The following is a 23,462-nucleotide window of genomic DNA, read 5'->3' as shown; positions in this document are numbered from 1 at the left end:
TCGCCGGGTTTGTTCTCTAATATCCCCGTGGGCTTGACGATCGGGATTCAGAAAGGAGGCGCGCGCGGAAACGGGGATACAAACCGTTCAACAGGAATGATGAGAGAGATGAAGGTGGGTAAACGACGATCGGATAAATAATTTGCCGCGACGATAGCCAGACTGTTGATCGCGGATAATGCGGGTGTATAAGAGAAGAGTACACAGTATCCACAAGCCGCATGATCCATCATGGAGACGGGATGAGGGCCATGCGACTGACGGGGCAGAGAATTTGGCTGATGTTGTTCAGCGTGATGGTGGTGATGTTCTGTCGCGTTGAGTGACGCGACGGTATCCTGCGAGTTTGCGCCATGATCGCCTGCTGCCAGCGTTTGTGAAACCACTGGTGCAATGAATATGGTCAAAATGGCGAAGATACCCAGCCAGGCCGGGAATCGTCGCCGGCGCAACGCAGATAAAAACATCATTAGGGCGTTATCAGTTGTACTGAACGTAGTGGCGGTACTGTACCTTACTTGCCCCTGATTGGGTGACATAAATGTTTATTTGACTCTCTGGTCGGTGAGATAAGCGGGAGAGCGATTGTTACGTACCGGTTATTACTGGAATATAACCAGGCTTAATTAAACAGTGATGTGGTGATTTACCTATGGTGAGATTACCTGGCAGGTGGAGTATTCCTGAAGCCAGACGATGCTGATATTTGATGATAAAGATATTCGATATTGTACGGCATGAGGTGATTAAGCACGGATTAAGACTTTTCTTATCCGGTGTCTGAGGAGAAGCGGACATTCAGATTTTCAGGCGGCAGAGGTAAGGGATCGTCACCGTGGGATTGACGAGGATAGCCGTTTGAGATGGCGGCCTGTTTGGCGATATTCTAATGTCGGCAGGCATTATCTGTTTTTCATTTTCCGAACCTGGTTTATCCGCTTTTGGTACTCACGTTGTTTAAACGCTGACCTATTATGATGAACCATCTCTTTATCAAGTTGTCGGAAAGCTAACTTATCCATTAATATGGATTTTAGTTGATTGAAGCACACGTACAGGGGGAGTTGTGCTGGTTAATAAATTTGGAATTAAACAGCGGGTTGCCAGTCTTCGCTGGCTTTCAGCGATGATTATGTTGTCTGTAAGCGCAGCACCGGCTTGGGCATTTTCTATTGACGATGTGGCTAAAGAGGCGGAAAAGCTGGCGGCTAAAGGTTTTGAGGCGCCGAAAAGTAATCTTCCAGCACAATTCCGTGATATGAAATTTGCTGACTATCAGCAGATTCAGTTCAATCACGAAAAATCATACTGGAACACATTACAGACGCCATTCAAACTGCAGTTCTATCATCAAGGGATGTATTTCGATACACCGGTGAAAATTAATGAAGTGACTGCAACCACGGTCAATGAGATTAAATACTCAGCCGATTACTTTAATTTTGGCTCCGTCAACCACGATCCCGAAACGGTAAAGAACCTCGGTTTTGCCGGTTTCAAAGTGCTTTATCCGATTAATAAAGTGGGTAAGGACGATGAGATTGTCAGCATGTTGGGCGCGAGCTATTTCCGCGTTGTCGGTAAGGGGCAGATTTACGGGCTGTCAGCACGTGGACTGGCCATTGATACCGCTCTGCCTTCGGGTGAAGAGTTTCCCCGTTTCCGTGAATTCTGGATTGAACGACCCAAGCAAAATGACAAACATCTGGTCATTTACGCGTTACTGGATTCGCCACGCGCGACGGGCGCATATCGTTTCATCGTTTATCCAGGACGCGATAGCGTAATTGATGTGCAGTCTAAAGTTTACCTGCGGGATAAGGTTGGCAAGCTTGGCGTTGCGCCGCTGACCAGCATGTATCTCTTTGGGCCGAATCAGCCATCTCCGACGCTGAATTATCGTCCCGCTCTGCATGATTCCAACGGCCTGTCAATTCATGCCGGTAATGGCGAATGGATTTGGCGACCGCTGAATAATCCTAAACACCTTGCCGTCAGCACTTACGAGATTGAAAACCCGAAAGGGTTTGGTTTATTACAACGCGGCCGCGATTTCTCTGCCTATGAAGATCTTGATGACCGCTATGATCTGCGTCCAAGCGGTTGGGTCGAGCCGAGAGGCGAGTGGGGCAAAGGCAAGGTTGAATTGGTTGAAATTCCGACGGCCGATGAAACTAACGATAATATCGTCGCTTTCTGGACGCCGGATGTTTTACCTGAAACGGGTAAATCGCTGGATTTGAGATATCGTTTGCACTTCACCCGTGATGAAGATCAGTTGCATTCACCGGATATTGCTTATGTGCAGCAAACCCGTCGTTCTACCGGGGATGTGAAGCAGTCCAATCTGATCCGCCAACCGGATGGCACCATCGCTTTCCTGGTTGATTTTGTTGGCCCGACGCTGAAAGAAATGGATGAAGCTACGCCGGTGGCATCGCAGGTCAGTGCTGGCGAGAATGGCGAAATTGTTGAGAATAGCGTTCGTTATAACCCGGTGACTCAAGGTTGGCGTCTGACACTGCGTTTGCGAGTGAAAGATAATAAACAGCCAACAGAAATGAGGGCTGCGTTGGTTAATGGTGAAACAACATTGACTGAAACCTGGAGTTATCAGCTACCTGCTAATGAATAAGTCAACCTCTCCTCTCGATTATATTGAGAAATTGCCCCTGTCTGCTGAGCATGCAGGGGCTTTGCGTAAAGATCTATCGCAGTCTGGTAAAGCCGAACAGGCCGTCTTGCATCAGGTATTGTCTGAAGGCGAGCAGGTCAATGGCCTGTCTGAAGAGGATGCCACGCTGAGTTCGGTGAAAACCCGTCTGGAAATGGCCTGGCCTGATGCGTTAAACGAAGGTAAGCAACTGGGTAAAGACAGAGAAGGGCGGACCGCGTTGAAGGCCATGCCGACAATTACCCGAACCTCCATGTTTCCGGATATCTGGCGTACCAACCCATTGGTTCGCTGGTGGGAAAGTTTGCTGGGACGCTCTGTACCTCCTCGTCATCATACCAGCCCTGAAGAGAGAATCGCGGAAAACCGCTGGCGTATGGTCGGAACGATCCGGCGTTATATTCTGCTGATACTGACGCTGTTCCAGACGGCTATCGCAACGTGGTACATGAAGACCATTCTGCCTTATCAAGGCTGGGCGCTGATTGATCCGTTCGAAATGGCCGATCAGCCCTTGATCCGATCGGTAATGCAAATATTACCCTATGTTCTGCAAAGCGGCATTCTGGTCCTGTTTGCGGTGCTGTTCTGTTGGGTTTCCGCCGGCTTCTGGACGGCGTTAATGGGCTTCCTGCAACTGCTGATCGGACGTGACAAATACAGTATTTCGTCGACTACGGTAGGGGATGAACCGCTCAACCCGGATCATCGCACCGCACTGATCATGCCTATCTGTAATGAAGATGTAGAGCGTGTGTTTGCGGGTCTGCGCGCCACGTATGAGTCTGTGGAAGCGACAGGCATGCTTGAGCACTTTGATATCTATGTGCTGAGCGACAGTAACGATCCGGATACCTGTGTGGCGGAGCAAAAGGCCTGGATGGATCTTTGCCGCGATGTGGGGGGAGCCGGGCGTATTTTTTATCGCCGCCGCCGCCGCCGTGTAAAACGTAAGAGTGGCAATATTGATGATTTCTGTCGCCGCTGGGGCAGCCAATACAGTTACATGGTGATCCTGGATGCCGACAGCGTTATGAGCGGTGAATGTCTGACATCACTCGTCAGGCTGATGGAGGCGAATCCAAATGCAGGGATTATCCAGTCTTCACCGAAAGCGTCAGGTATGGATACTCTCTACGCGCGCTGCCAGCAGTTCGCAACCCGTGTTTATGGACCGCTCTTCACCGCCGGGCTGCATTTCTGGCAATTGGGTGAATCCCATTATTGGGGGCATAACGCCATTATCCGGGTGAAACCGTTTATTGAACACTGTGCGCTGGCTCCGTTGCCAGGCGAGGGATCATTTGCCGGGGCCATCCTTTCTCATGACTTCGTTGAAGCTGCGCTGATGCGCCGTGCTGGTTGGGGCGTCTGGATTGCGTATGATCTGCCGGGTAGCTATGAAGAGTTGCCCCCGAATCTGCTGGATGAGCTGAAACGTGACCGCCGCTGGTGTCATGGCAACCTCATGAACTTCCGGTTGTTCCTGGTTAAAGGGATGCACCCGGTGCACCGTGCCGTATTCCTTACCGGCGTCATGTCTTATCTGTCAGCGCCGTTATGGTTCATGTTCCTGATGTTGTCGACGGCTTTGCAGGTGGTGCATACCCTGATGGAACCGCAATATTTTCTGCAACCCAGACAGTTATTCCCGGTATGGCCGCAGTGGCGACCCGAACTTGCAATCGCATTATTCTCAACAACGCTGGTACTGCTGTTCCTGCCAAAATTGTTAAGTGTGATTTTGATTTGGGCGAAAGGCGCAAAAGCCTATGGCGGCGTGTTGCGCTTATTTATTTCGCTATTGGTGGAAATGCTGTTCTCGGTGCTTCTGGCGCCGGTCAGGATGTTGTTTCATACCGTGTTTGTGGTGAGTGCGTTCCTTGGATGGTCTGTTCAATGGAATTCACCTCAGCGTGATGATGACGCTACTCCGTGGGGAGAGGCCTTTGTTCGTCACGGTTCCCAGTTGGCTCTGGGGCTGGTCTGGGCCATTGGTATGGCGTGGCTGGATCTGCGCTTCCTGTGGTGGCTGTCGCCGATCGTGTTCTCATTGATTCTGTCGCCGTTTGTGTCTGTTTACTCTAGCCGTGCTTCGTTGGGGCTTGCTTGTAAGCGTGCCAGATTGTTATTGATCCCGGAAGAATACGAACCGCCGCGTGAGCTTGTGGCGACGGATGAATATTGCCAGTTGAATCGCCGACGTAAATTGGAGAATGGTTTCATTCAGGCGGTGTTTGACCCTTCCATCAATGCGCTTGCCAGTGCGATGGCGACAGCACGTCATCGTTTCAGTCAGGCGATTGAAGATGTTCGCGAACAGCGCGTTCGCGATGCGCTTGGTCGCAAACCCGAAGAAGTCGGTAATAACCAGCGTTTGGCGTTACTCAGCGATCCGGTCACGATTTCCCGCTTGCATTATCATGTGTGGCAGAAGCCAGAGGAACATGCCGAATGGTGTGATTATTATCGGCAATTGCCCGCGCCTTTTATCAAGAGCTAACTTTTCTTCACGTGTTATGTAAAAAGCAACAGCCTCGGCTGTTGCTTTTTGTCATTCCTGAACCTGAACCGTGCCCGGTGGGATTACGTCAGTAATTAGCGGGAAATATTCGCTCAGGATTATTTTTCCGCACACACCATGAACATCGGTGTAGACGCATAGTTAACGCTCTCCACATCATCCCATAGTTCCTGACCAACACGCGTATCCAAGATGATTTTGTGATAGCCGCACGCCAGCAGAGCCTGGACATCCCACTGCGGACGACGCTCACGGCTGAGCGGTAGTTGCCGGGCAATCGCCTCCATCGCGACGGTATCCGTATTCGCGTAGTGATCGTCCAGCCCTAAATAGCGTGCGTTGGCGCGATCTTCCAGATATCCCTGACGGCTCTTTTCATCGAACAGTTGCAGATACCAGTTGGCATCAAAGTTCAGCAGTCGCCCGCCTGATGCCAGCACCCGATACCACTCTTGGTATGCCTGTAGCGGAAAGGTCAGGTTCCATGTCACATTGCGGGTGACAATCAAATCGAACTGATGGTCGTCAAACGGCAAGGTATGAACATCGGCAGAAACAAAATCCACCTGTACGTCATGGTGCGCCGCATTACCGCGAGCCTGTGCCAGCATGGCTTCCGTCATGTCCACCGCGGTGACGCAATGTCCAGCCTGCGCCAGCATGACAGCAAAAAAACCGGGGCCGGTGCCGATATCCAGCACCTTCATGATCGGTTTGGCGGGGGCGTATTCCTGAATTTTTTTCAGCCAGCGCGCACGCTTGGCACTAACCAGTTCGGCGGCGTTGAGCTGGCTGTAATCGGCGGCGCGATGCGTCCAGTAGCGCTGGACGTCGTGGTTTAATGTGTGCGGGGCATTATCGGCAAGAAGCTGACTCACTTGGGTATCCTGTTATCCATCGTCAGGCCGCAGGTGTTATACCATCAGCGCAATACCACCAGCCAAACGGAAAGGTTGTGATTGTGGTGCCAACTTATAACAGATTGACGTGTGTGATTTAACCGGGATGTATGAAATTTTCATAGAAACTCATACATTTTTGATCTGGTATAATTATTAACAACGCAGGCATACCTGTTTGCGGTATGGATTCCGGTTGAGATGGCCGTGATGTATACCGGTTCGTGATAATCTCGCCTGCTGCTCGGCCCTGATGAAAAGGCTAATCACCCGGTAATTCAAGCTTTGATGTACGACGTTGCAAACTTCGCCAGGAATAGATGACGTTGATCAGGACGATCAGCGCCGTTACGATAAATACCGCACGGAAGCCGTAAGTGGCTGAAATGGATGCGCCGATGATTGGTCCTGTCACGTTCCCGATATCACGAAATGATTGGTTATAGCTGAAAATTCGTCCGGCGACCTGATTGGAGGAATGATAAATCAACAGCGTTTGTACGGCCGGAAGTAGTGCGCCGTCCGCCGCCCCCAATAAAAAACGCAGTATGCCCAGTTGCCAGGGATTCTGAACAAAAGCCATGGGAATGAGCAGCAGAACAGACAGAATCAGCATGGCGATGAGAACACGCTCCGGACCAATTTTATCGCCCAGTTTGCCGAGTCTGGGGGCACTGAGCAGGGCTGACACGCCGGGAATGGCGGCGATCATGCCGCTGATAAAGGCCAGATTTTGCGTCGTACCGGCCAAATCGCGAACAAACAGCGTAAGAATGGGAGAAACCGACCCTGTCGCAACCTGAATAATTAATGTCGTCATGAATAGACTTAAAATCAGCCTGGGGTTCTTCAGGGATACCATGACCTGACGACCGCTGAGCATGTCTTTTTTACGTACCGCGGTAAAACGTTCCTGCACGAATAGCAGCGTGATTAAAAAACAGATAAACAGCACGCCGGCAGTGATGAAAAAGACAGGACGTAACCCATATATATCCGCCAGATACCCGCCGATCAGCGGGCCGATGAGTGCGCCACTCACGGCGCCTGTTGATAGTGTTCCCAGCGCCCATCCACTTTTATTACGCGGAACCTGTGTGGCGATCAGGGCGTTTGCATTGGGAACAAAGCCCCCCAGAATGCCAAGCGCAGCCCGAAGGCACAGGAATTGCCAGATGTTTTGCGCCAATCCCATCAGGATCATGACAATACACATACCTAATACTGAACGCAGCAGCATCAGTTTGCGGCCTTTGCGATCGGCCAGCCGTCCCCAGAAGGGGGAGGCGATGGCGGAAAAGAGAAACGTGATGCTGAAAACAATGCCGGACCACATGTTCAGAGCACTATGGCCCGTGATGCCGAGCTGTTCGATATAGAGGGGGAGAAACGGCATGACAAGGCTGAATGCGGCACCGGTGAAAAAGCAACCCAGCCAGGTGACATACAGGTTGCGCTTCCAATCAATCGGTTCCGTTTCTGGCGTCATAATTTTCCGAATATGTTATTGCTATTTTTAGATGAGAAGCGAGCGATAAGGCAAAAATATGGCATAGCAGGTAATAAATTCAGTATGGGGCGCTTACCGAAGATCGGCAAGGCGAACATGCCGGATTAGCAAGAATTGTACAATTTTTCAGTTAGATGCTGCTGGGGGAAAACACCCTCCACGACAGTATCATGGAGGGATAAACCGGGACGTTAAGTTAATACAGTGAAGGCTCGCCTTCCGGACGTGTTTTAAAACGACGATGCAGCCACATGTACTGATCGGGGGCTACCAGAATATTCTGCTCAATGATTTTGTTCATCCACGCTGCGGTTGTCGTTTCGTTTTCCACGGGAATATCCAATTCCGCTGGCTGGATCAGCAGTTCGTATCCTTTCCCGTTCGGTAAACGATGGGGAACGAAAGGCACGATAGCCGGACGTGCTGATTTGGCCAGTATATAGCTTCCTACCGTGGTTGCCGCTTTATCTACCGCAAACAGAGGAACGAATACGCTGCTGCGCGGACCATAATCATGATCCGGTGCGTACCAGATAATTTCGCCTTGTTTCAGCGCCCGAATCATACCTTTCAGATCCTTACGGTCCAGCATGGATTTATTAGATCGCAGCCTTCCCCAGGTCTGGAGCCAGTCAATGAGTTTATTATCGTTGGGGCGATAAACACCGATACCCGCGTTTTTAATGCCGAAGATACGCGCACCGAGCTCCAGCGTCAGAAAATGCAGGCCGATAAGCAGAATGCCGCGGTTTTGCTGCCGCAGGGTTTCTATATGCTCAAGACCTTTGATGGTGAACCAGCGTTCAATACGCCAATCCGGCCAGAACCATGCCATGCCGGTTTCAAGTACGCCCATACCAACGGCCTCAAAATTTTTCCTGACCAGTTCGTTTCGCTCCGCCAGCGGCATATCGGGGAAACAGAGTTCAATATTCCGGGTCGTAATCTCGACACGACGCGGTAACAGACGTATGGAAAGGTGACCGAGTCGGGTACCTATCCAGTACAGCACGGGATAAGGCAACAGAACGACGAGATAAAGAATACCGATACCTAGCCAGGTTACCCAATAACGCGGGTGTAAAAGTGAACGATTAAAAGAAGGGATCTGTGTCATGGCCTTAGTATCAACATTTCGGTGCTAATCAGCACACATACCGTTAAAAAGAAAAGAATGAGTAAAGTTTTTGCTCAGTAGGATAGATTATTGCGGTAGTTTCATGAGAAAACAAATCAGCAACGTGTTTCAGCCTGATTTTTATACAAAAAGTGGAGAATGATTAATCATACCATCTCCTGATGGGGGTTTTTGACCTTTGGTGGCCTTGCTAAGACGGTGATCTGGCGACCCGTCAGGATCGCCAGACCGGCATTATCGTTTAAATATGCCTTTGACATAGCGCGGCTCACTGCGCCAGTACTGTGGAGGCGCGCTCACCTGGGCCCCCAGTCTGGCTGCCGCATGCCACGGCCAGCGCGGATTGAAAAGGATTGCTCGAGCCAACCCGACGGCATCGGCTTCGCCCGTTGCGACAATGGCTTCAGCCTGTTCGGGCTCGGTGATTAGTCCGACCGCTATGGTGGCAATCCCGACTTCCTGCTTAATGCGCTGGGCATAGGGAACCTGATAGTTTGGCCCCGGATGAATTTGCTGTTTTGCAGACAGCCCGCCGCTGGAGACATGAATAAAATCACAGCCTAATTCATGTAATGCTTTACTGAGTTGGACGGATTGCGCCAAATCCCAGCCGCCTTCAACGCCATCTGTTGCCGAAATTCGCACGCCTACCGCTTTATGGGCGGGGAAGACGTCGCGTACCGCTTGATATATCTCTAACACCAGACGCTGACGATTCTGCAATGAACCGCCATATTCATCCGTACGCTGATTGGCCAGCGGAGACAGGAACTGATGCAGTAAATAGCCGTGGGCGGCGTGGAGTTCTATCAGATCAAAACCGAGGCGGTCTGCACGTTTTGCCGAGTTGACAAAGGCCGCCGTCAATTCACGAATCTGCTGTAGTGACATCGCCTGCGGGGCGGCGTCAGTGTCATTGTAAGGGATATCTGAGGGCGCCACGGTCTGCCATCCGCCTTGATCTGAACGTAAAAACGCGCGTCCCCCCCAGGGAACATCTGTTGATGCTTTACGTCCGGCATGCGCAAGCTGGATCCCCAGCGGCATATCTGAATAGCGTTTTACCGCCTGGATGACCGGTGCGAGGGCCTGCTCGGTTACATCATCCCATAATCCCAGATCGCGGGGGGAGATACGGCCTTCCGGTACGACTGACGTCGCTTCAATGATTAACAACCCTGCACCAGAATGCGAAAGGTTTCCCAGATGCATTGTGTGCCACGCGGTTGCCTTACCCTCATCTGCGGAATATTGGCACATTGGCGCAATGATAATGCGGTTAGGTAGCGTAAGCTTACCAAGCGAGACGGGAGAGAATAGCTGACTCATAGTGACGACCTTAGATTGTGGTTTTCTCATGAGATCTGGAGGCGTGCTTTCCAGGTTAAAAGCATAACGCTCGGCGTATAATGTGATCACTATTCCATATTCCGCCTATAATTTCACGCCCTGACATCGGCGGTACGATCGGGTATGATGCCGGCGGTTTTGTCCGTCAGGTCGAATTCGGGCGGCGAAAAGCGATAATTCATCTCAATGAAGACAGGAAAAGTACACCATGCCAGTGTTACATAACCGGGTTTCCAATGAGGAACTGAGGGCGCGCATGCTTGCGGAAACCGAGCCGCGTATCACAGTCTCCTTCTATAAATATTTTACGATTGATGAGCCGCAGGCATTTCGCGATCGTCTGTATATTCAGTTTGAGCAGTTGAACGTGTTCGGGCGTGTTTACATTGCATCTGAAGGTATCAATGCGCAAATCAGCGTTCCCAATAATCAATTTGATGCGTTTTATGCATCCTGCGCTTGATCAAATTCGACTGAATGTAGCGTTGGACGATGACGGTAAATCGTTCTGGGTGCTGCGCATGAAAGTCCGCGATCGTATTGTGGCGGATGGTATTGACGATCCCACATTTAATCCGGCAAATGTGGGTCAGTATCTGAAAGCTGAGCAGGTCAACGCGATGGCGGATGATCCGAACACGTTATTCGTTGATATGCGAAATCACTACGAATACGAAGTCGGGCATTTTGAAAATGCGCTGGAGATCCCTTCCGATACGTTTCGTGAACAGCTCCCTATGGCGGTAGAAATGCTGGATAATGAGCGTGACAAAAATATCGTCATGTACTGCACTGGGGGAATTCGTTGTGAAAAGGCGAGTGCTTACATGCTGCATCATGGCTTTAAACATGTTTATCATGTTGAAGGCGGCATCATTGAATATGCTCGTCAGGCGAAAGCGAGAGGATTACCGCTGAAGTTTGTTGGTAAAAACTTCGTTTTTGATGAACGTATGGGCGAGCGTATTTCCGACGATGTTATCGCCCATTGCCATCAGTGCGGCGCCCCCTGTGATAGCCACACAAACTGTCGTAACGAAGGTTGCCATTTGCTGTTTATTCAGTGTCCGTCTTGTGCTGAAAAACACGAAGGATGTTGTAGCGCCCACTGCCAGGAAGAGATGAAACTGCCTTTGGAAGAACAGAGAGCGAAGCGTAGCGGTCGTGAAAACGGGATGAAAATCTTTAATAAATCGAAAGGATTATTGAGGTCGCCGTTGCATATCCCTTCTCCATCGATCGATAAGAATTAGGGGTAAAGCCCTTTCGCGATGAAATAATGCTGCTCGTTTAAGGCTTGGGTTACCTGTGGCGGCCCGCGAGTAAATCCACGCTTAAGTGAACGGCATTATTTCGCTATGAAAGGGCTTGTCCGGTGCGCCCGGCGGCCGCGTTCGCCCTTTATTTTTGACGAATACCCTCAACGGAAATAATCAATTCCACTTCCTGAGATGCAGGCCCCAGATCGGTGGTAATGTTGAAGTCTTTCAGCTTGATGGTGCCTTCAGCTTCAAAACCGGCACGGTAGTTACCCCATGGATCATCACCTTGACCAATCAGCTTTGCTTCCAGCGTTACTGGTTTTGTGACGCCGTTCAGAGTCAGATTACCCGTAATATCGAATTCATCGCCGTCTTTTTTCACTTCCGTAGACGTAAATGTCGCTTGCGGATGTTGGGATACGTTCAGAAAATCCGCGCTGCGGAGGTGCTTATCACGTTCAGCATGATTGGTATCAACGCTGTTGGTATTAATCGTGACATTGACCTTGTCGGACGCAGGGTTATTTTCATCAAACGTGAAAGAACCATCGAAATCATTAAAGCTGCCGTAAAGCCAGCTATAGCCCAGATGTTTAATGCGGAATTCGATAAACGCGTGCTGGCCTTCTTTATCAAACTTGTAATCTGCCGCCAGTGCAGAGCTGGCGGAAGCAAGCAAAGAAAGGGCCGTCAGGCTCAGTAGTGTTTTTTTCAGCATAGTGTTTTCTCCATAAATCCAGAAAGTTAAGAGATGTTGCGACCCAACATCCGTTTCAACGTCGTATCACCATCTATAAAGTGGTGTTTTAATGCGGCTAAACCGTGCAGTGCTGAGAGAGCCACCACCACCCAGGCGAGATAAAGATGCACGGTGCCTGCGACATCGGCTTGATCCGTCAAACCGCTTAATGTGGCCGGAACAGAGAACCAGCCAAAAACTGAAATAGGTTGTCCTTCTGCGGTAGAGATCAGATAGCCGCTGACTAAAATTCCCAATAACACAACGTACAGGGTGATATGCGCCAGCGTGGCGCTGATGCGGGTAAGCGCAGAATAGCTGCTTAGCGGTGCAGGCGGCGGGGAGAAAAAACGCCAGACAATGCGGAAAATGATCACAGCAAACAACAGGATCCCGATACTTTTATGAATTTCGGGAGCGCGGTGATACCACACGTCATAGTATCCCAATGTTACCATCCAGAGTCCTAACGCAAACATGCCATAAATCGTCAACGCGGATATCCAGTGCAGAAGGATGCTGACATGCCCATAACGGGACGAAGTATTGCGCCAAAGCATGGTGATAGCTCCTTATATAGATAACGTGATCAACTTTGTAAAAATTAAACATGAAAAAAAACAGATGCAAAACAAAATTTCAAAACATTACAATACTGTAACGTTGAACAATTTTTTTGAATTTTAAATCCTATTTTATTCAATGTAATCAACATAGATGACAGGAAAATAAACCTTCAGTCGCGAATCATTTCAACGGAGAAAGACGGGTAAAAGCATCCCGGTGATTAAAATTCTCGATTTATAATTTATTTATTAGCTGAATAATGATGCAGTTAGTGATTATTGGTTATGCAGTCTCGGAGGAGAAATTCGTTGGTGCAAAGCAGGGAATATACACCCGATTCAAAATAACGACACCGCCATGAAGGCGGTGTTGTTATTAAGCATGTAATGAGATAAATCTGGTATTGGAAAAAATATTAACAAACAATATCAACAACTAATGTTTACGGTAGTCACTGGACTGACAATCGGTTGATTCAATTTTAGCAATGCCTGCTTCAAGTATGTATATCAATTGCCTTGCCACATCTGTCGTCAACCATAGCGTACGGTCAACTTGCGCTTTGTCTGGTGTTTGATCCGCGGTGGATAAATAGTGTAAACGGATCATCATGGCATCATAACTGTCAACGGTGCTGATGTCCCAACCTACAAGAGGATGCGTCTGAATAACTTCATCTTTTCTATCCATAAATACCCCTTATTGACTAGTTACTAACATGAGTGACTAACGAGGTTTCAGGCGGCTTCTTATTTAGAAGAGCAATATTAGTATATCGTTGCTTATTTAATTTATGGAAAATATTTTCAATTTTTCTGCAAAAAATTTTATGAACAAAAATTAAAACGTTTGGGACGAATACGTTTTAGCCCCAAACGATAACACAAAAGGAAAAGAAATGATGAAAAAGCTACTCGGTATTTAAACCGGCATTTTTCTCTAATGTGGCGGCAAACCGGGCAAGATGTTTTTTCATCACCGGGTCGCGGTTTTCGTTTTGTGATTCTAACTTCAGATTGTGGATCATCAATTGGTTTGATTTTTCGTCAAGACAGAACACCAGAGATGAAAAAGCAAGCTCCAGAACGTCAATTTTTCGCTGCTGTTCAGCGATTAATTCCAGCAGTTCACCAAATGTCATTGCTTCTTCTGGTTTTTCAACTGTCATAATAGGTACCCCCGTCATAACACAATGGCGAAATGCCTATATCAATTTACTGCACATTATCGGGTATAATTTATCATTCTGCCGAGGTTTTCAACAAACGGAACACCGCATTAGCGAGTAAAGCATAGGGCGAAACCGAAGAAACCCTATGCACAGATGCGCACATTCAGTTTTTTCCTAATCATTCCGGCGTAAACCAGTCATCGGCGCTTTCCCAGGTTTCTTGCAGAATTTCAGAGATACGATCTTTATCATCTTTATTTGCTCCCATAACCGACAGGCTGTTGGCGCCGGCATAGCGAACCTGAATCGGGGTCGCGGGATAATGCTTATGAATGCGATGCTCCAGTTCATGCTGAAGCGCCTCTATAGCACCCGCAGGTAAGGGAGATGACTTTGACAGGGTGATTTCTACACGCATGATTACCTCCAACTTTTAACTGTTTATTTATACAGTTCTTGTCGGGAAAGAACAAGTCGTGCAGGAAAATTTAACCCATCATCTGGGGATGATGGGAATATTGACTATCGAACAGACCAGTTCAGGCTTTGTCCGGCCATAAAAGGAACTAATGATTCACTCCCCATTTGGATTTCTTCCGGGAAGGTGACAGGTTCGCGATAGAGTTCGATCCAGTCTTCATTGACCGGTAAACCGTAGAAACGCGGACCGTTCAGAGAACAGAAGGCTTCGAGTTTGCTCAATGCCCCCATTTCCTCGAAAACGGTAGCGTAGGCGCTTAAAGCGGCCTGAGCGTTAAAAACACCAGCGCAACCACAGCTGGATTCTTTTCTGTGTCTGGCATGCGGTGCTGAGTCGGTTCCGAGGAACAGACGGTCGCAACCGCCAGCCACGGCTTCCCGCAATGCCTGCTGATGAATATTTCTTTTAAGAATAGGCAGACAATAAAGGTGCGGACGTACACCACCAACCAGCATATGGTTACGATTGAACATCAGATGCTGAGGCGTAACGGTTGCCGCAAGATATTGGTTACCGGAGACAACATATTGTGCTGCTTCTTTGGTCGTCATGTGCTCAAAGACGACTTTCAGTTCCGGGAACTGCTTTCGTAATGGATCCAGCGTCGATTCAATGAACCGGGCTTCACGATCAAAAATATCAACGGACGGATCGGTAACTTCACCATGGATCAGCAGCGGCATGCCGATTTCCTGCATCTTTTCCAGAATGGCTGCAATATTGGCAATATTTGTGACGCCATGGCTGGAGTTGGTGGTGGCATTGGCCGGGTATAGTTTGGCGGCGGTGAATACGCCTTGCTCAAACCCGTTGACGACTTCCGCGGCATCCAGTGAGTCCGTCAAATAGCAGGTCATCAGCGGTTGAAAATTATCGCCTTCCGGAATGGCCGAAAGGATACGATTTCGATAGGCAATGGCCGCGGCTACGCTGGTAACCGGCGGCGTCAGGTTTGGCATGACAATCGCACGGCCGAAAAAGCGGCTGGTATAGGGAAGAACGGTTTCCAGTATCTGATCGTCACGCAAATGAATATGCCAATCATCAGGGCGGCGAATTTTCAGAGTAGTAGGCTGTGCGGTCATGGAATAGCGCTCCGTCGGTCAGTAAAAAACATCGTCTGTCAGTTGATTTTGGGGCTGATACGGCGGGGGATAAGGATAAGCGTAAAGTCTTTTTAATGCATCCGTTTGTTGATCAATGCTTGAAATTAAGTCGCAATTGTCCTCTCATAGATGGATCTTTTAATCAATAACGTAAGGACTACCATGGAAATTCGTATCGTTGCCAGTTTACAAGCGAAAGCGGAGTTTGTTGACGATGTGGCCGCGGCGGTGAAAAAGGTTGTAGAGCCTAGTCGTCAGGAGCCTGGTAACCTGCAGTATGACCTCCACGAACAGATCAATACACCCAGGGCGTTTGTGTTTTTTGAGCGTTGGAAAAACCAGGATGTACTGGATGAACATGAGCAAACCGCGCACTTTAAACGTCTGGTTGCTGAACTGAGCGATAAAACAGAAAGTATGGAAGTAAAGCTGCTTAAGTATCTGGGGTAATAATAAAAATTTTCAACGTCGCATGCAGCGGCCCGCCATAAAAAACACCCGCCAATTGGCGGGTGTTTTACTTAATGACAAGCGAATATGTTTTTTATTCGCTGACAGCAGTCGGTTTGGTTGCCGGGGCTGTTGCCTGATTAACCGCGGCATGACCGCCTGCGGAACCTTTCCCTGTGAACCGATACTCAGGGCGAACCCAATCGCTATGACGAACGGGTTCCGGCTGATAGTCCGGTGCGGGTGCTTTCGTCATCGGCGCTGTTGCAAGATGTTTGTAACGCGCGAGTTCAACGGCAGCAGATGTTGCTACAGGTACGGGAACGACAACGGGTTCAGCCGCTTGTTTCACCACTGCCTGATCGATGTCGTCATCTGCAACGGTGTCATGAGCGTCTTCAGCAGCCGGTTGTGGCGCTTGTACCGGCTGTGCTTCTTCTGTCGCGACTATCGTAGCCGTTACAGCGGTTTCGACTGCCTCTGTTTCGTTGGACGCGTCTGCCGCGGTATTGACGGGATCGTTCACTACAGGTTCGTCCACCGTAGTCTCAATAACCTCAGCTTCAACAGCTTCGACCACGATCGTTTCAGCGGCGGCGGTTGCTTCAACCGTTTCTTCAACGGCCGGGCTTTCCGCTATCTCCGCAGGAATGACCGTTTGTACAGCTGGCGCTTGCGCCGTGGTCTCTTCTTGCGCCTGAGGTTCAGGTGCCGGCTCAGCGGAGAGCTCGTTCTCTGGCGCTGGCTTGTCATTCTCTGAAGAGACTGATGTGTTGAAAGGTGCTTCGGTAACTGTCTGAGCGACAGGCGCATCCTGCACGACGCTTTCAACGATCGGCGCAACATCTTCAACAATGGCTGGCAAAAGAGGGGTCGTTGCAATAGCCACATTGTCTTCTGGTAAAGCTTTCTCGGCTTGTTCCAGTTGTTGAGATTGTGCCAGAGGATAGTTTACCCACACTTTGCCGGAAGCCATCTCTGGCGATGCGGCCGCATATTCCAACGGCATCGGTGACTGTGATGGGTAACGCTCGTCACGATAACGACGACGACGCTGTCCACTGACGCGCAAATGACGCGGTGAACGACGTGAGCGACGTGGCATACCGCCATTCTCGGCATTCGCACGATTGGCGGCATCCGCCGATTGCTCATTGTCAGCTTCGGCGCTGTCTGTCGCGTTAACGGGCTCAATCGTCGGTTTTACCGGCGCGGGTACCGTTTCATCTTTTGCGACAGGCGTGGCGTCTGCAATGGCTTTCAGCTCGCTTTCAGATTGAACACGGACTTTTTGCGTCAATTGACGACGCTGGCGGCGCTGCATAACCGGAGCCGGTTTTTCCTGCTCGCCGCTGCTTTCTTCAACTTCTTCAACGACCGCACTCTGAACTTTTACTTCCTGCTGCGACTGACGTTTGTCATCTTGACGACGACGCTGGCGTTCTGCGCGCGGTTCACGACGCGGTTGCTCATCAGCCGAGGCTTTTTCCGTCTCCTCCGCAACGCGCGTCTCAGCAACGGTTTCCGGCGTCTGGCGCTTGTTACGGCGCTGATCTTCGCGCGGTTCACGATTATTATCGCGGGAACCCCGATCGCGGCGGTTGTTGCTCTGGCGACGCGGATTACGACGCTCCTGACGTTGACCGTCACTCACCGTTGCGGATTCTGAACTTTTCTCTTCAACTGCACTGGCTGTTTGCGGCGCGGTATCGGATGCAAAAATACCTTTCAGTGCGCCAAGCATACGGCTGATGAGTCCAGGCTGCGCCTGTGCCACCGCGGCGGATGTTGCTGTTGGAGCGGCGTTTGCCGCAGCGGGGGCGCGTTCCTCTGCGACGGCAGGCATATCTGGCATGGTAAAGGTTGCCAGAGCCGGTTGTTCAGGCTGTTTACGTTCAACGGTCTGTTCTTCCTGCAACTGTTGCGTTTCGGTTTCCAGTCGCTGTGGTAACAGATAGCTGAGCGTCGGTTTTTCTTCACCTTTCCGGACACGCACTACAGAGTAGTGAGGGGTTTGCATGCCATCGTGAGGAACGATAACGGCCCGCACGCCCCCTTGACGCGTCTCGATAGCATTAACGGCGTCGCGTTTTTCGTTCAACAGATAGGACGCGATAGGAACGGGAACAATAGCATGAACTTCTTTAGTGTTCTCTTTCAGCGCTTCTTCTTCGATCAGACGCAGAATGGATAGAGACAGTGATTCATTATCACGCACGGTACCCGTGCCGCTACAACGAGGGCAAACGTGATGGCTTGATTCACCCAGTGACGGACTCAGACGCTGGCGTGACATTTCCAGCAGGCCGAAACGTGAAATCCGGCCAATCTGAATGCGGGCACGATCCTGTCGTACCGAATCACGTAAGCGATTCTCTACTTCACGCTGGTGGCGAACCGGCGTCATGTCGATAAAATCGATGACGATCAGACCGCCCAGATCGCGTAAACGCAACTGGCGGGCAATTTCATCAGCGGCTTCCAGATTGGTATTGAAGGCAGTCTCTTCAATATCCCCACCGCGAGTAGCTCGGGCAGAGTTGATATCGATTGCCGTCAATGCTTCGGTGGTATCAATGACGATGGAGCCGCCGGATGGCAGACGTACTTCACGCTGGAAAGCCGATTCAATCTGGGATTCGATTTGATAATGGCTGAACAGTGGGATTTCACCGCTGTACAGTTTAATTTTGCTGCTGAAATCGGGACGGCCAAGCGCTGAAATGTGCTCTTTGGCCAAATCGAGAATTTTGGGATTATCGATCAGGATTTCACCGATATCAGGACGTAAATAGTCGCGGAATGCGCGTACAATGACATTACTTTCCTGATGGATCAGGAAAGGCGCAGGGCGACCTTCTGCCGCTTTTTGGATGGCTTCCCAATGTTTCAGGCGGAAAGCCAGATCCCATTGCAGCGCTTCGGCGGATTTACCCACACCGGCGGTGCGAACAATCAGACCCATGCCGTCCGGTAACTGCAATGAGCCCAGCGCTTCTTTCAGCTCTGTACGGTCATCACCTTCAATTCGGCGGGAAATACCGCCGGCGCGAGGGTTGTTTGGCATTAATACCAGATAGCTACCGGCCAGACTGATAAACGTTGTCAGCGCTGCGCCTTTGTTGCCACGCTCTTCCTTATCTACCTGAACAATCACTTCCTGACCTTCACGCAATACATCTTTGATGTTAGGGCGGCCATGCGAGGAATAATTGCTGGGGAAATATTCGCGAGCGATTTCTTTGAGAGGGAGAAAACCGTGTCTTTCAGCGCCATAATCAACAAAAGCGGCTTCAAGGCTGGGTTCTATGCGGGTGATTTTACCTTTGTAGATATTTGCTTTCTTCTGCTCATGACCGGGGCTCTCGATATCCAGATCATACAGCCGTTGACCATCAACCAAGGCAACACGCAACTCTTCTTGCTGAGTCGCGTTAATCAACATTCTCTTCATCTTTAACTTACTCGTTATTTTTACTTGCATTATTGATAGAGCTGCGGACAAAAAGAACCGCATGACCGGCATGAACCGATGGCCTCGTGGCTTATCGCAGGGACGTCAACCTCCCGGTTGTCGCCTGCATAGAGGCGCATGTTTCGGTAGCCTGTATTTCCTGATGGAAAACAGCGCATTTACTGAGGGAACAGCTTCTGAATAATGTCGCCAGATCTGATTCCATTTACCGGCCAAGCTGCAATCCGCAGCCCGCTAACTGCTTGATTACACATTACGTCTTACGCCATTGCTGCGTGTGTGTGTCATCAGGCAAACTTAATAATTCCGCAATTTCCCTTGTTTTAATGGAAATCAGCACGGAAAAACGCAAAAGCATTATTCCATTGCTGACACTGTTATAGCAAGGTGACTTTGCCTGTCAGTATCAAGATAGTTGCGCCGTCATACCCATTATCTTGAAATCTATTGGGTAGATTCGCCAAACAGGTAGTGGTTGAAACGAAAATCAGCCAAACCCGCCGGTGTAACAATATCTTCATAAGTCAGACTCACAGTTAAGCACAGAAAAAGGAGTGGCGCTATCCGGCCGCTCTATTTAGAATCGCGCATCATGAAAACAGACAATCCTTCAGTACATTTTGTAACGATCTCCGCCGATGAGGCCGGACAGCGCATTGATAACTTTTTGCATACCCATTTAAAGGGTGTGCCTAAAAGCATGGTTTACCGCATCTTGCGAAAAGGTGAGGTGAGAGTAAATAAAAAGCGGATAAAGCCAGAATACAAATTGCAGGCCGGGGATGAAATCCGTATTCCTCCGGTCAGACAGGCTGAACGTGATGAAACGCCCGTTTCGGCCAGCCTTGGCAAAGTCGCGGCGCTGGCTGATTGCATCATCTATGAGGATGATTACCTGATGGTGCTGAACAAGCCGTCCGGTACGGCAGTGCATGGCGGCAGCGGATTGAGTTTCGGCGTGATCGAAGGGCTTCGGGCGCTACGCCCTGAAGCTCGTTTCCTGGAACTGGTGCATCGTCTCGATCGCGACACCTCCGGTGTCCTGCTGGTGGCAAAAAAACGTTCCGCGCTGCGCTCATTGCATGAGCAACTGCGTCTCAAAGGGATGCAAAAAGATTATCTGGCGCTGGTTCGCGGACAATGGCAGTCACACTGTAAAGTGGTGCAGGCGCCGTTGCTGAAAAATATTCTTCAGAGCGGCGAGCGCATCGTTCGCGTGAATAGCGAAGGCAAGCCCTCGGAAACGCGGTTTAAGGTTGAAGAGCGTTTTGATGAACTGGCGACATTGGTTCGCGCCAGCCCGGTAACCGGTCGGACTCATCAGATCCGCGTTCATGCGCAATATGCAGGCCATCCGATCGCATTTGACGATCGCTATGGTGAGCGGGAATTCGATCAGCAATTAGCGGGAACAGGGCTAAAACGTCTTTTTCTGCATGCGCAGGCATTACGCTTTGCGCACCCCAATACGGGGGAAACACTCCGAATTGAAGCGCCGCTGGATGAACAGTTGCGTCGTTGTCTGCAAGTATTGCGCAAAGCAAAAGCCTAATCTCCCAGTCTTTTCAGAATACCTTGGTGTTCAAGGTATTCTGAAGGATTAGCCGCTGATCAGCGGGTTTACCCCTTCTTTTTTCAGCATCTCTGTCAGCGCAATCAGCGGTAATCCTATCAGCGCATTGGGATCGCGGCCTGACAATCGCTCAAACAGGGCGATACCCAACCCTTCGCTTTTAAAGCTGCCGGCACAGTTCCAGGGCTGTTCTTGTTCCAGATAACCATTAATTTCGTCATCGGTCAGGGGCCTGAAATGAACCTCAAAGGGTTCGACAATGTGCTGCATACGTTGCCGGGCGCTATTAAAAAGTGCTAATCCGGTAAAAAAAGAGACGCATTTTCCGCTGGCTTCGCGTAACTGTTGTACCGCGTTGGTTTTACTATGCGGTTTTCCTGTAATACGATTTCCCAATACACACACCTGATCGGAACCAATGATCAGATGGTGAGGATAGTATTGCGCAAGGGCTCTGGCTTTGTTTTCAGCAAGACGGGCAACCAGCGCGACGGCCTCTTCATCGGGAAACGGGGTTTCATCAACCTCTGGGGATGCGCAGATAAAAGGGATGCCAAGCTTTTCCAACAGCATTTTTCGATAGGGCGATGTGGAAGCAAGAACGATCTGATACATAATTTTTTTATAAACCGTAGCGTAATGATGAAAGGCATTTTAAACTGTGCGCCGCTCCGGAAGCGAATATTGGTGAAAGGTCGTGCTTCACTGCCTTTTTCTTTGACTCTATGTCGTTACGACGTTAATATGCGCGCCCTATGCAAAAGGTAAAATTACCCTTAACCCTTGATGCGGTTCGTACTGCTCAAAAGCGTTTAGATTATGTTGGTGTTTATACGCCTGAGCAGGTGACGCGAGTTGCCGAATCAGTGGTGAGTGTGGACAGTGATGTTCAGGCTTCTTTGTCTTTCAATATTGATAGTCAGCGCTTAGCGGTGATTGACGGTAGTGCGGATGTTACGGTTACATTAATGTGCCAACGCTGCGGAAAGCCATTTGAACATCAGGTTCATGCGACGTTTTGTTTTAGCCCGGTCATCAATGATGAACAGGCCGAAGCTTTACCGGAAGCGTATGAGCCGGTCGACGTTGATGAGTTTGGCGAAGTCGATCTGCTGGCAATGATTGAAGATGAAATCATCCTGACGTTGCCTATCGCCCCGGTACATGATTCTGAACACTGTGAAGTGTCCGAAGCGGACATGGTGTTTGGCGAGTTGCCTGAAGAGGCGGCAAAGCCAAATCCGTTTGCCGTATTAGCCAGTTTAAAGCGTAAGTAATTAAGGAGTAAGGTCCATGGCCGTACAACAGAACAAACCTAGCCGTTCCAAACGTGGTATGCGTCGTGCTCACGATGCGCTGACCACTTCTTCCGTATCCGTAGATAAAGTTTCTGGCGAAACTCATCTGCGTCACCACATCACTGCGGACGGTTACTACCGCGGTCGCAAGGTCATTGCCAAGTAATTCTTGCGAATTATTGACAAGGCAATACCTTGACACGCCTAACTCTGGCGTTAGATGCGATGGGCGGGGACTTCGGTCCCTGCGTAACAGTGCCTGCTGCATTGCAGGCACTGGCTTCTAATCCAGGTCTCTGTCTGTTATTAGTTGGCGATCCCGCCGCGATTGCGCCATTACTTGCCAAAGTCGATTCTGAACGATTATCCCGGTTAGAAATTGTTCCGGCCGAATCGGTTATTGCCAGTGATGCAAAACCGTCGCAGGCTATCCGCGCCAGTCGCGGAACCTCGATGCGTATCGCACTTGAGCTGATTAAAGACGGAAGGGCACAGGCTTGTGTCAGTGCGGGCAATACCGGCGCGTTGATGGGATTGGCGAAGCTCCTGATCAAGCCTCTTGAGGGCATTGAGCGTCCGGCACTGGTTTCCATTTTGCCTCATCAGCAGCATGGCAAAACCGTTGTGTTGGATCTGGGAGCCAACGTTGACTGCGACAGCACGATGCTGGTTCAGTTTGCGGTCATGGGTTCAGTGATGGCGGAAGAGGTGCTTGAACTGAAAAATCCCCGGGTCGCGTTGCTGAATATCGGCGAAGAAGAGAGTAAGGGTCTTAGTAATATCCGCGAGGCGGCAAGCCGATTAAAAAACACACCGTCAATCAACTATATAGGCTATCTTGAAGGCAATGAATTGTTGACAGGAAAGACGGATGTCATGGTCTGCGACGGTTTTGTCGGTAATGTTACGTTGAAGACGATGGAAGGCGTGGTAAGGATGTTTCTATCGTTGCTGAAGTCCTCCTCTTCCGGTACTGAACACAAGCAAAAACAGTCCTGGTGGTTGAAATGGTTGGGACGTTTGTTACAAAAACGGTTGTCAAAGCGTTTCGGTCATTTGAATCCTGACCAATATAATGGCGCATGTCTGTTAGGATTGCGGGGAACTGTAATCAAAAGCCATGGCGCAGCGAACCAGAGAGCGTTTGCCGTTGCCATTGAACAGGCGATGCAGACGGTACGGCGGCAACTCCCAGAGCGAATTGCCGCCCGTCTAGAAGCTGTATTACCCAAGAGTGACTGAGCG

20 protein-coding genes and 1 pseudogene are annotated in these 23,462 nt (G+C 49.9%); 8 read left to right on the top strand and 13 right to left on the bottom strand.

The annotated features are described in order from the left end of the window. Nucleotides 1-47: 47 nt before the first annotated feature. Nucleotides 48-467 carry a DUF2946 domain-containing protein gene (locus tag B4923_RS04695; protein WP_109053435.1) on the bottom strand — a complete coding sequence of 140 codons (420 nt, stop codon included), beginning with the start codon at nucleotides 465-467 and terminating at the stop codon, nucleotides 48-50. Between the two features lie 659 nt (nucleotides 468-1,126). On the opposite strand from B4923_RS04695, the gene B4923_RS04690 reads away from it, so the two are divergent. Together B4923_RS04690 and mdoH are read left to right on the top strand one after the other, a co-directional pair. Next, complete coding sequence (locus tag B4923_RS04690; RefSeq protein ID WP_109053434.1) at nucleotides 1,127-2,635, top strand: glucan biosynthesis protein G; 1,509 nt, start codon at nucleotides 1,127-1,129, stop codon at nucleotides 2,633-2,635. Further along, on the top strand, nucleotides 2,628-5,177 hold the full coding sequence (gene mdoH / locus B4923_RS04685) for a glucans biosynthesis glucosyltransferase MdoH (protein WP_109053210.1): 2,550 nt from the start codon (nucleotides 2,628-2,630) through the stop codon (nucleotides 5,175-5,177). Before B4923_RS04690 ends, mdoH begins: the two co-directional genes overlap by 8 nt. Nucleotides 5,178-5,296: 119 nt before the next feature. Here mdoH and B4923_RS04680 read toward each other — a convergent pair whose 3' ends face one another. The 4 genes from B4923_RS04680 to B4923_RS04665 form a co-directional block, all read right to left on the bottom strand. Then, the gene (locus tag B4923_RS04680; protein ID WP_109053209.1) at nucleotides 5,297-6,076 is read right to left on the bottom strand and encodes a class I SAM-dependent methyltransferase; all 780 of its coding nucleotides are present in this window, start codon (nucleotides 6,074-6,076) and stop codon (nucleotides 5,297-5,299) included. Nucleotides 6,077-6,359: 283 nt separating this feature from the next. Then, nucleotides 6,360-7,586, bottom strand: coding sequence for a multidrug efflux MFS transporter MdtG (gene mdtG, locus B4923_RS04675; RefSeq protein WP_109053208.1), 1,227 nt, complete (start codon nucleotides 7,584-7,586; stop codon nucleotides 6,360-6,362). 217 nt (nucleotides 7,587-7,803) lie between these two features. Continuing rightward, nucleotides 7,804-8,724 (bottom strand): Kdo(2)-lipid IV(A) acyltransferase, encoded by a 921-nt coding sequence (locus B4923_RS04670; protein WP_109053207.1) that lies wholly within the window; start codon nucleotides 8,722-8,724, stop codon nucleotides 7,804-7,806. Nucleotides 8,725-8,979: 255 nt separating this feature from the next. After that, nucleotides 8,980-10,074, bottom strand: a complete 1,095-nt coding sequence (locus B4923_RS04665; protein ID WP_109053206.1) for an NADH:flavin oxidoreductase/NADH oxidase — start codon at nucleotides 10,072-10,074, stop codon at nucleotides 8,980-8,982. 229 nt (nucleotides 10,075-10,303) lie between these two features. On the opposite strand from B4923_RS04665, the pseudogene trhO reads away from it, so the two are divergent. Continuing rightward, nucleotides 10,304-11,348, top strand: a pseudogene (gene trhO, locus B4923_RS04660) (oxygen-dependent tRNA uridine(34) hydroxylase TrhO). 148 nt (nucleotides 11,349-11,496) lie between these two features. Here trhO and B4923_RS04655 read toward each other — a convergent pair. The 6 genes from B4923_RS04655 to pyrC all read right to left on the bottom strand — a co-directional run bounded on the left by B4923_RS04655 (nucleotide 11,497) and on the right by pyrC (nucleotide 15,400). After that, a complete protein-coding gene (locus B4923_RS04655) occupies nucleotides 11,497-12,072 on the bottom strand; it encodes a YceI family protein (protein WP_109053433.1) in 576 nt (191 codons plus the stop codon). Nucleotides 12,073-12,101: 29 nt separating this feature from the next. Next, nucleotides 12,102-12,656, bottom strand: coding sequence for a cytochrome b (locus B4923_RS04650; RefSeq protein WP_109053205.1), 555 nt, complete (start codon nucleotides 12,654-12,656; stop codon nucleotides 12,102-12,104). Between the two features lie 442 nt (nucleotides 12,657-13,098). Continuing rightward, nucleotides 13,099-13,353, bottom strand: a complete 255-nt coding sequence (bssS, locus tag B4923_RS04645) for a biofilm formation regulator BssS (RefSeq protein WP_109053204.1) — start codon at nucleotides 13,351-13,353, stop codon at nucleotides 13,099-13,101. 220 nt (nucleotides 13,354-13,573) lie between these two features. Beyond that, the gene (locus B4923_RS04640; RefSeq protein ID WP_109053203.1) at nucleotides 13,574-13,831 is read right to left on the bottom strand and encodes a hypothetical protein; all 258 of its coding nucleotides are present in this window, start codon (nucleotides 13,829-13,831) and stop codon (nucleotides 13,574-13,576) included. A gap of 181 nt (nucleotides 13,832-14,012) precedes the next feature. Beyond that, nucleotides 14,013-14,252: a DNA damage-inducible protein I gene (gene dinI / locus B4923_RS04635; RefSeq protein ID WP_109053202.1), complete on the bottom strand. Its 240-nt coding sequence runs from the start codon at nucleotides 14,250-14,252 to the stop codon at nucleotides 14,013-14,015. Between the two features lie 104 nt (nucleotides 14,253-14,356). Then, on the bottom strand, nucleotides 14,357-15,400 hold the full coding sequence (gene pyrC / locus B4923_RS04630; RefSeq protein ID WP_109053201.1) for a dihydroorotase: 1,044 nt from the start codon (nucleotides 15,398-15,400) through the stop codon (nucleotides 14,357-14,359). 183 nt (nucleotides 15,401-15,583) lie between these two features. Between pyrC and B4923_RS04625 the strand changes: the two genes are divergently transcribed. Further along, complete coding sequence (locus B4923_RS04625; RefSeq protein ID WP_109053200.1) at nucleotides 15,584-15,871, top strand: putative quinol monooxygenase; 288 nt, start codon at nucleotides 15,584-15,586, stop codon at nucleotides 15,869-15,871. 94 nt (nucleotides 15,872-15,965) lie between these two features. Here the strand turns inward: B4923_RS04625 and rne are convergent, their stop codons facing one another. Beyond that, on the bottom strand, nucleotides 15,966-19,325 hold the full coding sequence (rne, locus tag B4923_RS04620; RefSeq protein WP_109053199.1) for a ribonuclease E: 3,360 nt from the start codon (nucleotides 19,323-19,325) through the stop codon (nucleotides 15,966-15,968). Between the two features lie 613 nt (nucleotides 19,326-19,938). On the opposite strand from rne, the gene rluC reads away from it, so the two are divergent. Then, complete coding sequence (gene rluC / locus B4923_RS04610; protein ID WP_109053198.1) at nucleotides 19,939-20,898, top strand: 23S rRNA pseudouridine(955/2504/2580) synthase RluC; 960 nt, start codon at nucleotides 19,939-19,941, stop codon at nucleotides 20,896-20,898. A gap of 48 nt (nucleotides 20,899-20,946) precedes the next feature. Here rluC and B4923_RS04605 read toward each other — a convergent pair whose 3' ends face one another. Continuing rightward, nucleotides 20,947-21,534 (bottom strand): Maf family protein, encoded by a 588-nt coding sequence (locus B4923_RS04605; RefSeq protein ID WP_109053197.1) that lies wholly within the window; start codon nucleotides 21,532-21,534, stop codon nucleotides 20,947-20,949. 140 nt (nucleotides 21,535-21,674) lie between these two features. Here B4923_RS04605 and yceD point away from each other — a divergent pair, with 140 nt between their 5' ends. The 3 genes from yceD to plsX are packed head-to-tail and all read left to right on the top strand — an operon-like array spanning nucleotide 21,675 to nucleotide 23,459. Then, nucleotides 21,675-22,196 carry a 23S rRNA accumulation protein YceD gene (gene yceD / locus B4923_RS04600; RefSeq protein ID WP_109053196.1) on the top strand — a complete coding sequence of 174 codons (522 nt, stop codon included), beginning with the start codon at nucleotides 21,675-21,677 and terminating at the stop codon, nucleotides 22,194-22,196. 16 nt (nucleotides 22,197-22,212) lie between these two features. Further along, nucleotides 22,213-22,383 (top strand): 50S ribosomal protein L32, encoded by a 171-nt coding sequence (gene rpmF / locus B4923_RS04595; protein WP_009112338.1) that lies wholly within the window; start codon nucleotides 22,213-22,215, stop codon nucleotides 22,381-22,383. Nucleotides 22,384-22,412: 29 nt separating this feature from the next. Next, complete coding sequence (plsX, locus tag B4923_RS04590; protein ID WP_109053195.1) at nucleotides 22,413-23,459, top strand: phosphate acyltransferase PlsX; 1,047 nt, start codon at nucleotides 22,413-22,415, stop codon at nucleotides 23,457-23,459. The last annotated feature ends 3 nt before the right edge of the window (nucleotides 23,460-23,462 follow it).

The organism is Brenneria roseae subsp. americana (genome assembly GCF_003115815.1).
Taxonomy (GTDB): Bacteria; Pseudomonadota; Gammaproteobacteria; order Enterobacterales; family Enterobacteriaceae; genus Brenneria; species Brenneria roseae.
The sequence above is the reverse complement of the archived record's forward strand: the minus strand, read 5'-3'. Positions and strand labels throughout refer to the sequence as shown.

What these genes read in the sequence shown, in the direction of transcription:
- B4923_RS04695 (WP_109053435.1), bottom strand. Translation starts at nt 467, where the DNA reads ATGTTTTTATCTGCGTTGCGCCGGCGACGATTCCCGGCCTGGCTGGGT.
- B4923_RS04690 (WP_109053434.1), top strand. Translation starts at nt 1,127, where the DNA reads ATGATTATGTTGTCTGTAAGCGCAGCACCGGCTTGGGCATTTTCTATT.
- mdoH (WP_109053210.1), top strand. Translation starts at nt 2,628, where the DNA reads ATGAATAAGTCAACCTCTCCTCTCGATTATATTGAGAAATTGCCCCTG.
- mdtG (WP_109053208.1), bottom strand. Translation starts at nt 7,586, where the DNA reads ATGACGCCAGAAACGGAACCGATTGATTGGAAGCGCAACCTGTATGTC.
- B4923_RS04670 (WP_109053207.1), bottom strand. Translation starts at nt 8,724, where the DNA reads ATGACACAGATCCCTTCTTTTAATCGTTCACTTTTACACCCGCGTTAT.
- B4923_RS04665 (WP_109053206.1), bottom strand. Translation starts at nt 10,074, where the DNA reads ATGAGTCAGCTATTCTCTCCCGTCTCGCTTGGTAAGCTTACGCTACCT.
- B4923_RS04650 (WP_109053205.1), bottom strand. Translation starts at nt 12,656, where the DNA reads ATGCTTTGGCGCAATACTTCGTCCCGTTATGGGCATGTCAGCATCCTT.
- bssS (WP_109053204.1), bottom strand. Translation starts at nt 13,353, where the DNA reads ATGGATAGAAAAGATGAAGTTATTCAGACGCATCCTCTTGTAGGTTGG.
- B4923_RS04640 (WP_109053203.1), bottom strand. Translation starts at nt 13,831, where the DNA reads ATGACAGTTGAAAAACCAGAAGAAGCAATGACATTTGGTGAACTGCTG.
- dinI (WP_109053202.1), bottom strand. Translation starts at nt 14,252, where the DNA reads ATGCGTGTAGAAATCACCCTGTCAAAGTCATCTCCCTTACCTGCGGGT.
- pyrC (WP_109053201.1), bottom strand. Translation starts at nt 15,400, where the DNA reads ATGACCGCACAGCCTACTACTCTGAAAATTCGCCGCCCTGATGATTGG.
- B4923_RS04625 (WP_109053200.1), top strand. Translation starts at nt 15,584, where the DNA reads ATGGAAATTCGTATCGTTGCCAGTTTACAAGCGAAAGCGGAGTTTGTT.
- rne (WP_109053199.1), bottom strand. Translation starts at nt 19,325, where the DNA reads ATGAAGAGAATGTTGATTAACGCGACTCAGCAAGAAGAGTTGCGTGTT.
- rluC (WP_109053198.1), top strand. Translation starts at nt 19,939, where the DNA reads ATGAAAACAGACAATCCTTCAGTACATTTTGTAACGATCTCCGCCGAT.
- B4923_RS04605 (WP_109053197.1), bottom strand. Translation starts at nt 21,534, where the DNA reads ATGTATCAGATCGTTCTTGCTTCCACATCGCCCTATCGAAAAATGCTG.
- yceD (WP_109053196.1), top strand. Translation starts at nt 21,675, where the DNA reads ATGCAAAAGGTAAAATTACCCTTAACCCTTGATGCGGTTCGTACTGCT.
- rpmF (WP_009112338.1), top strand. Translation starts at nt 22,213, where the DNA reads ATGGCCGTACAACAGAACAAACCTAGCCGTTCCAAACGTGGTATGCGT.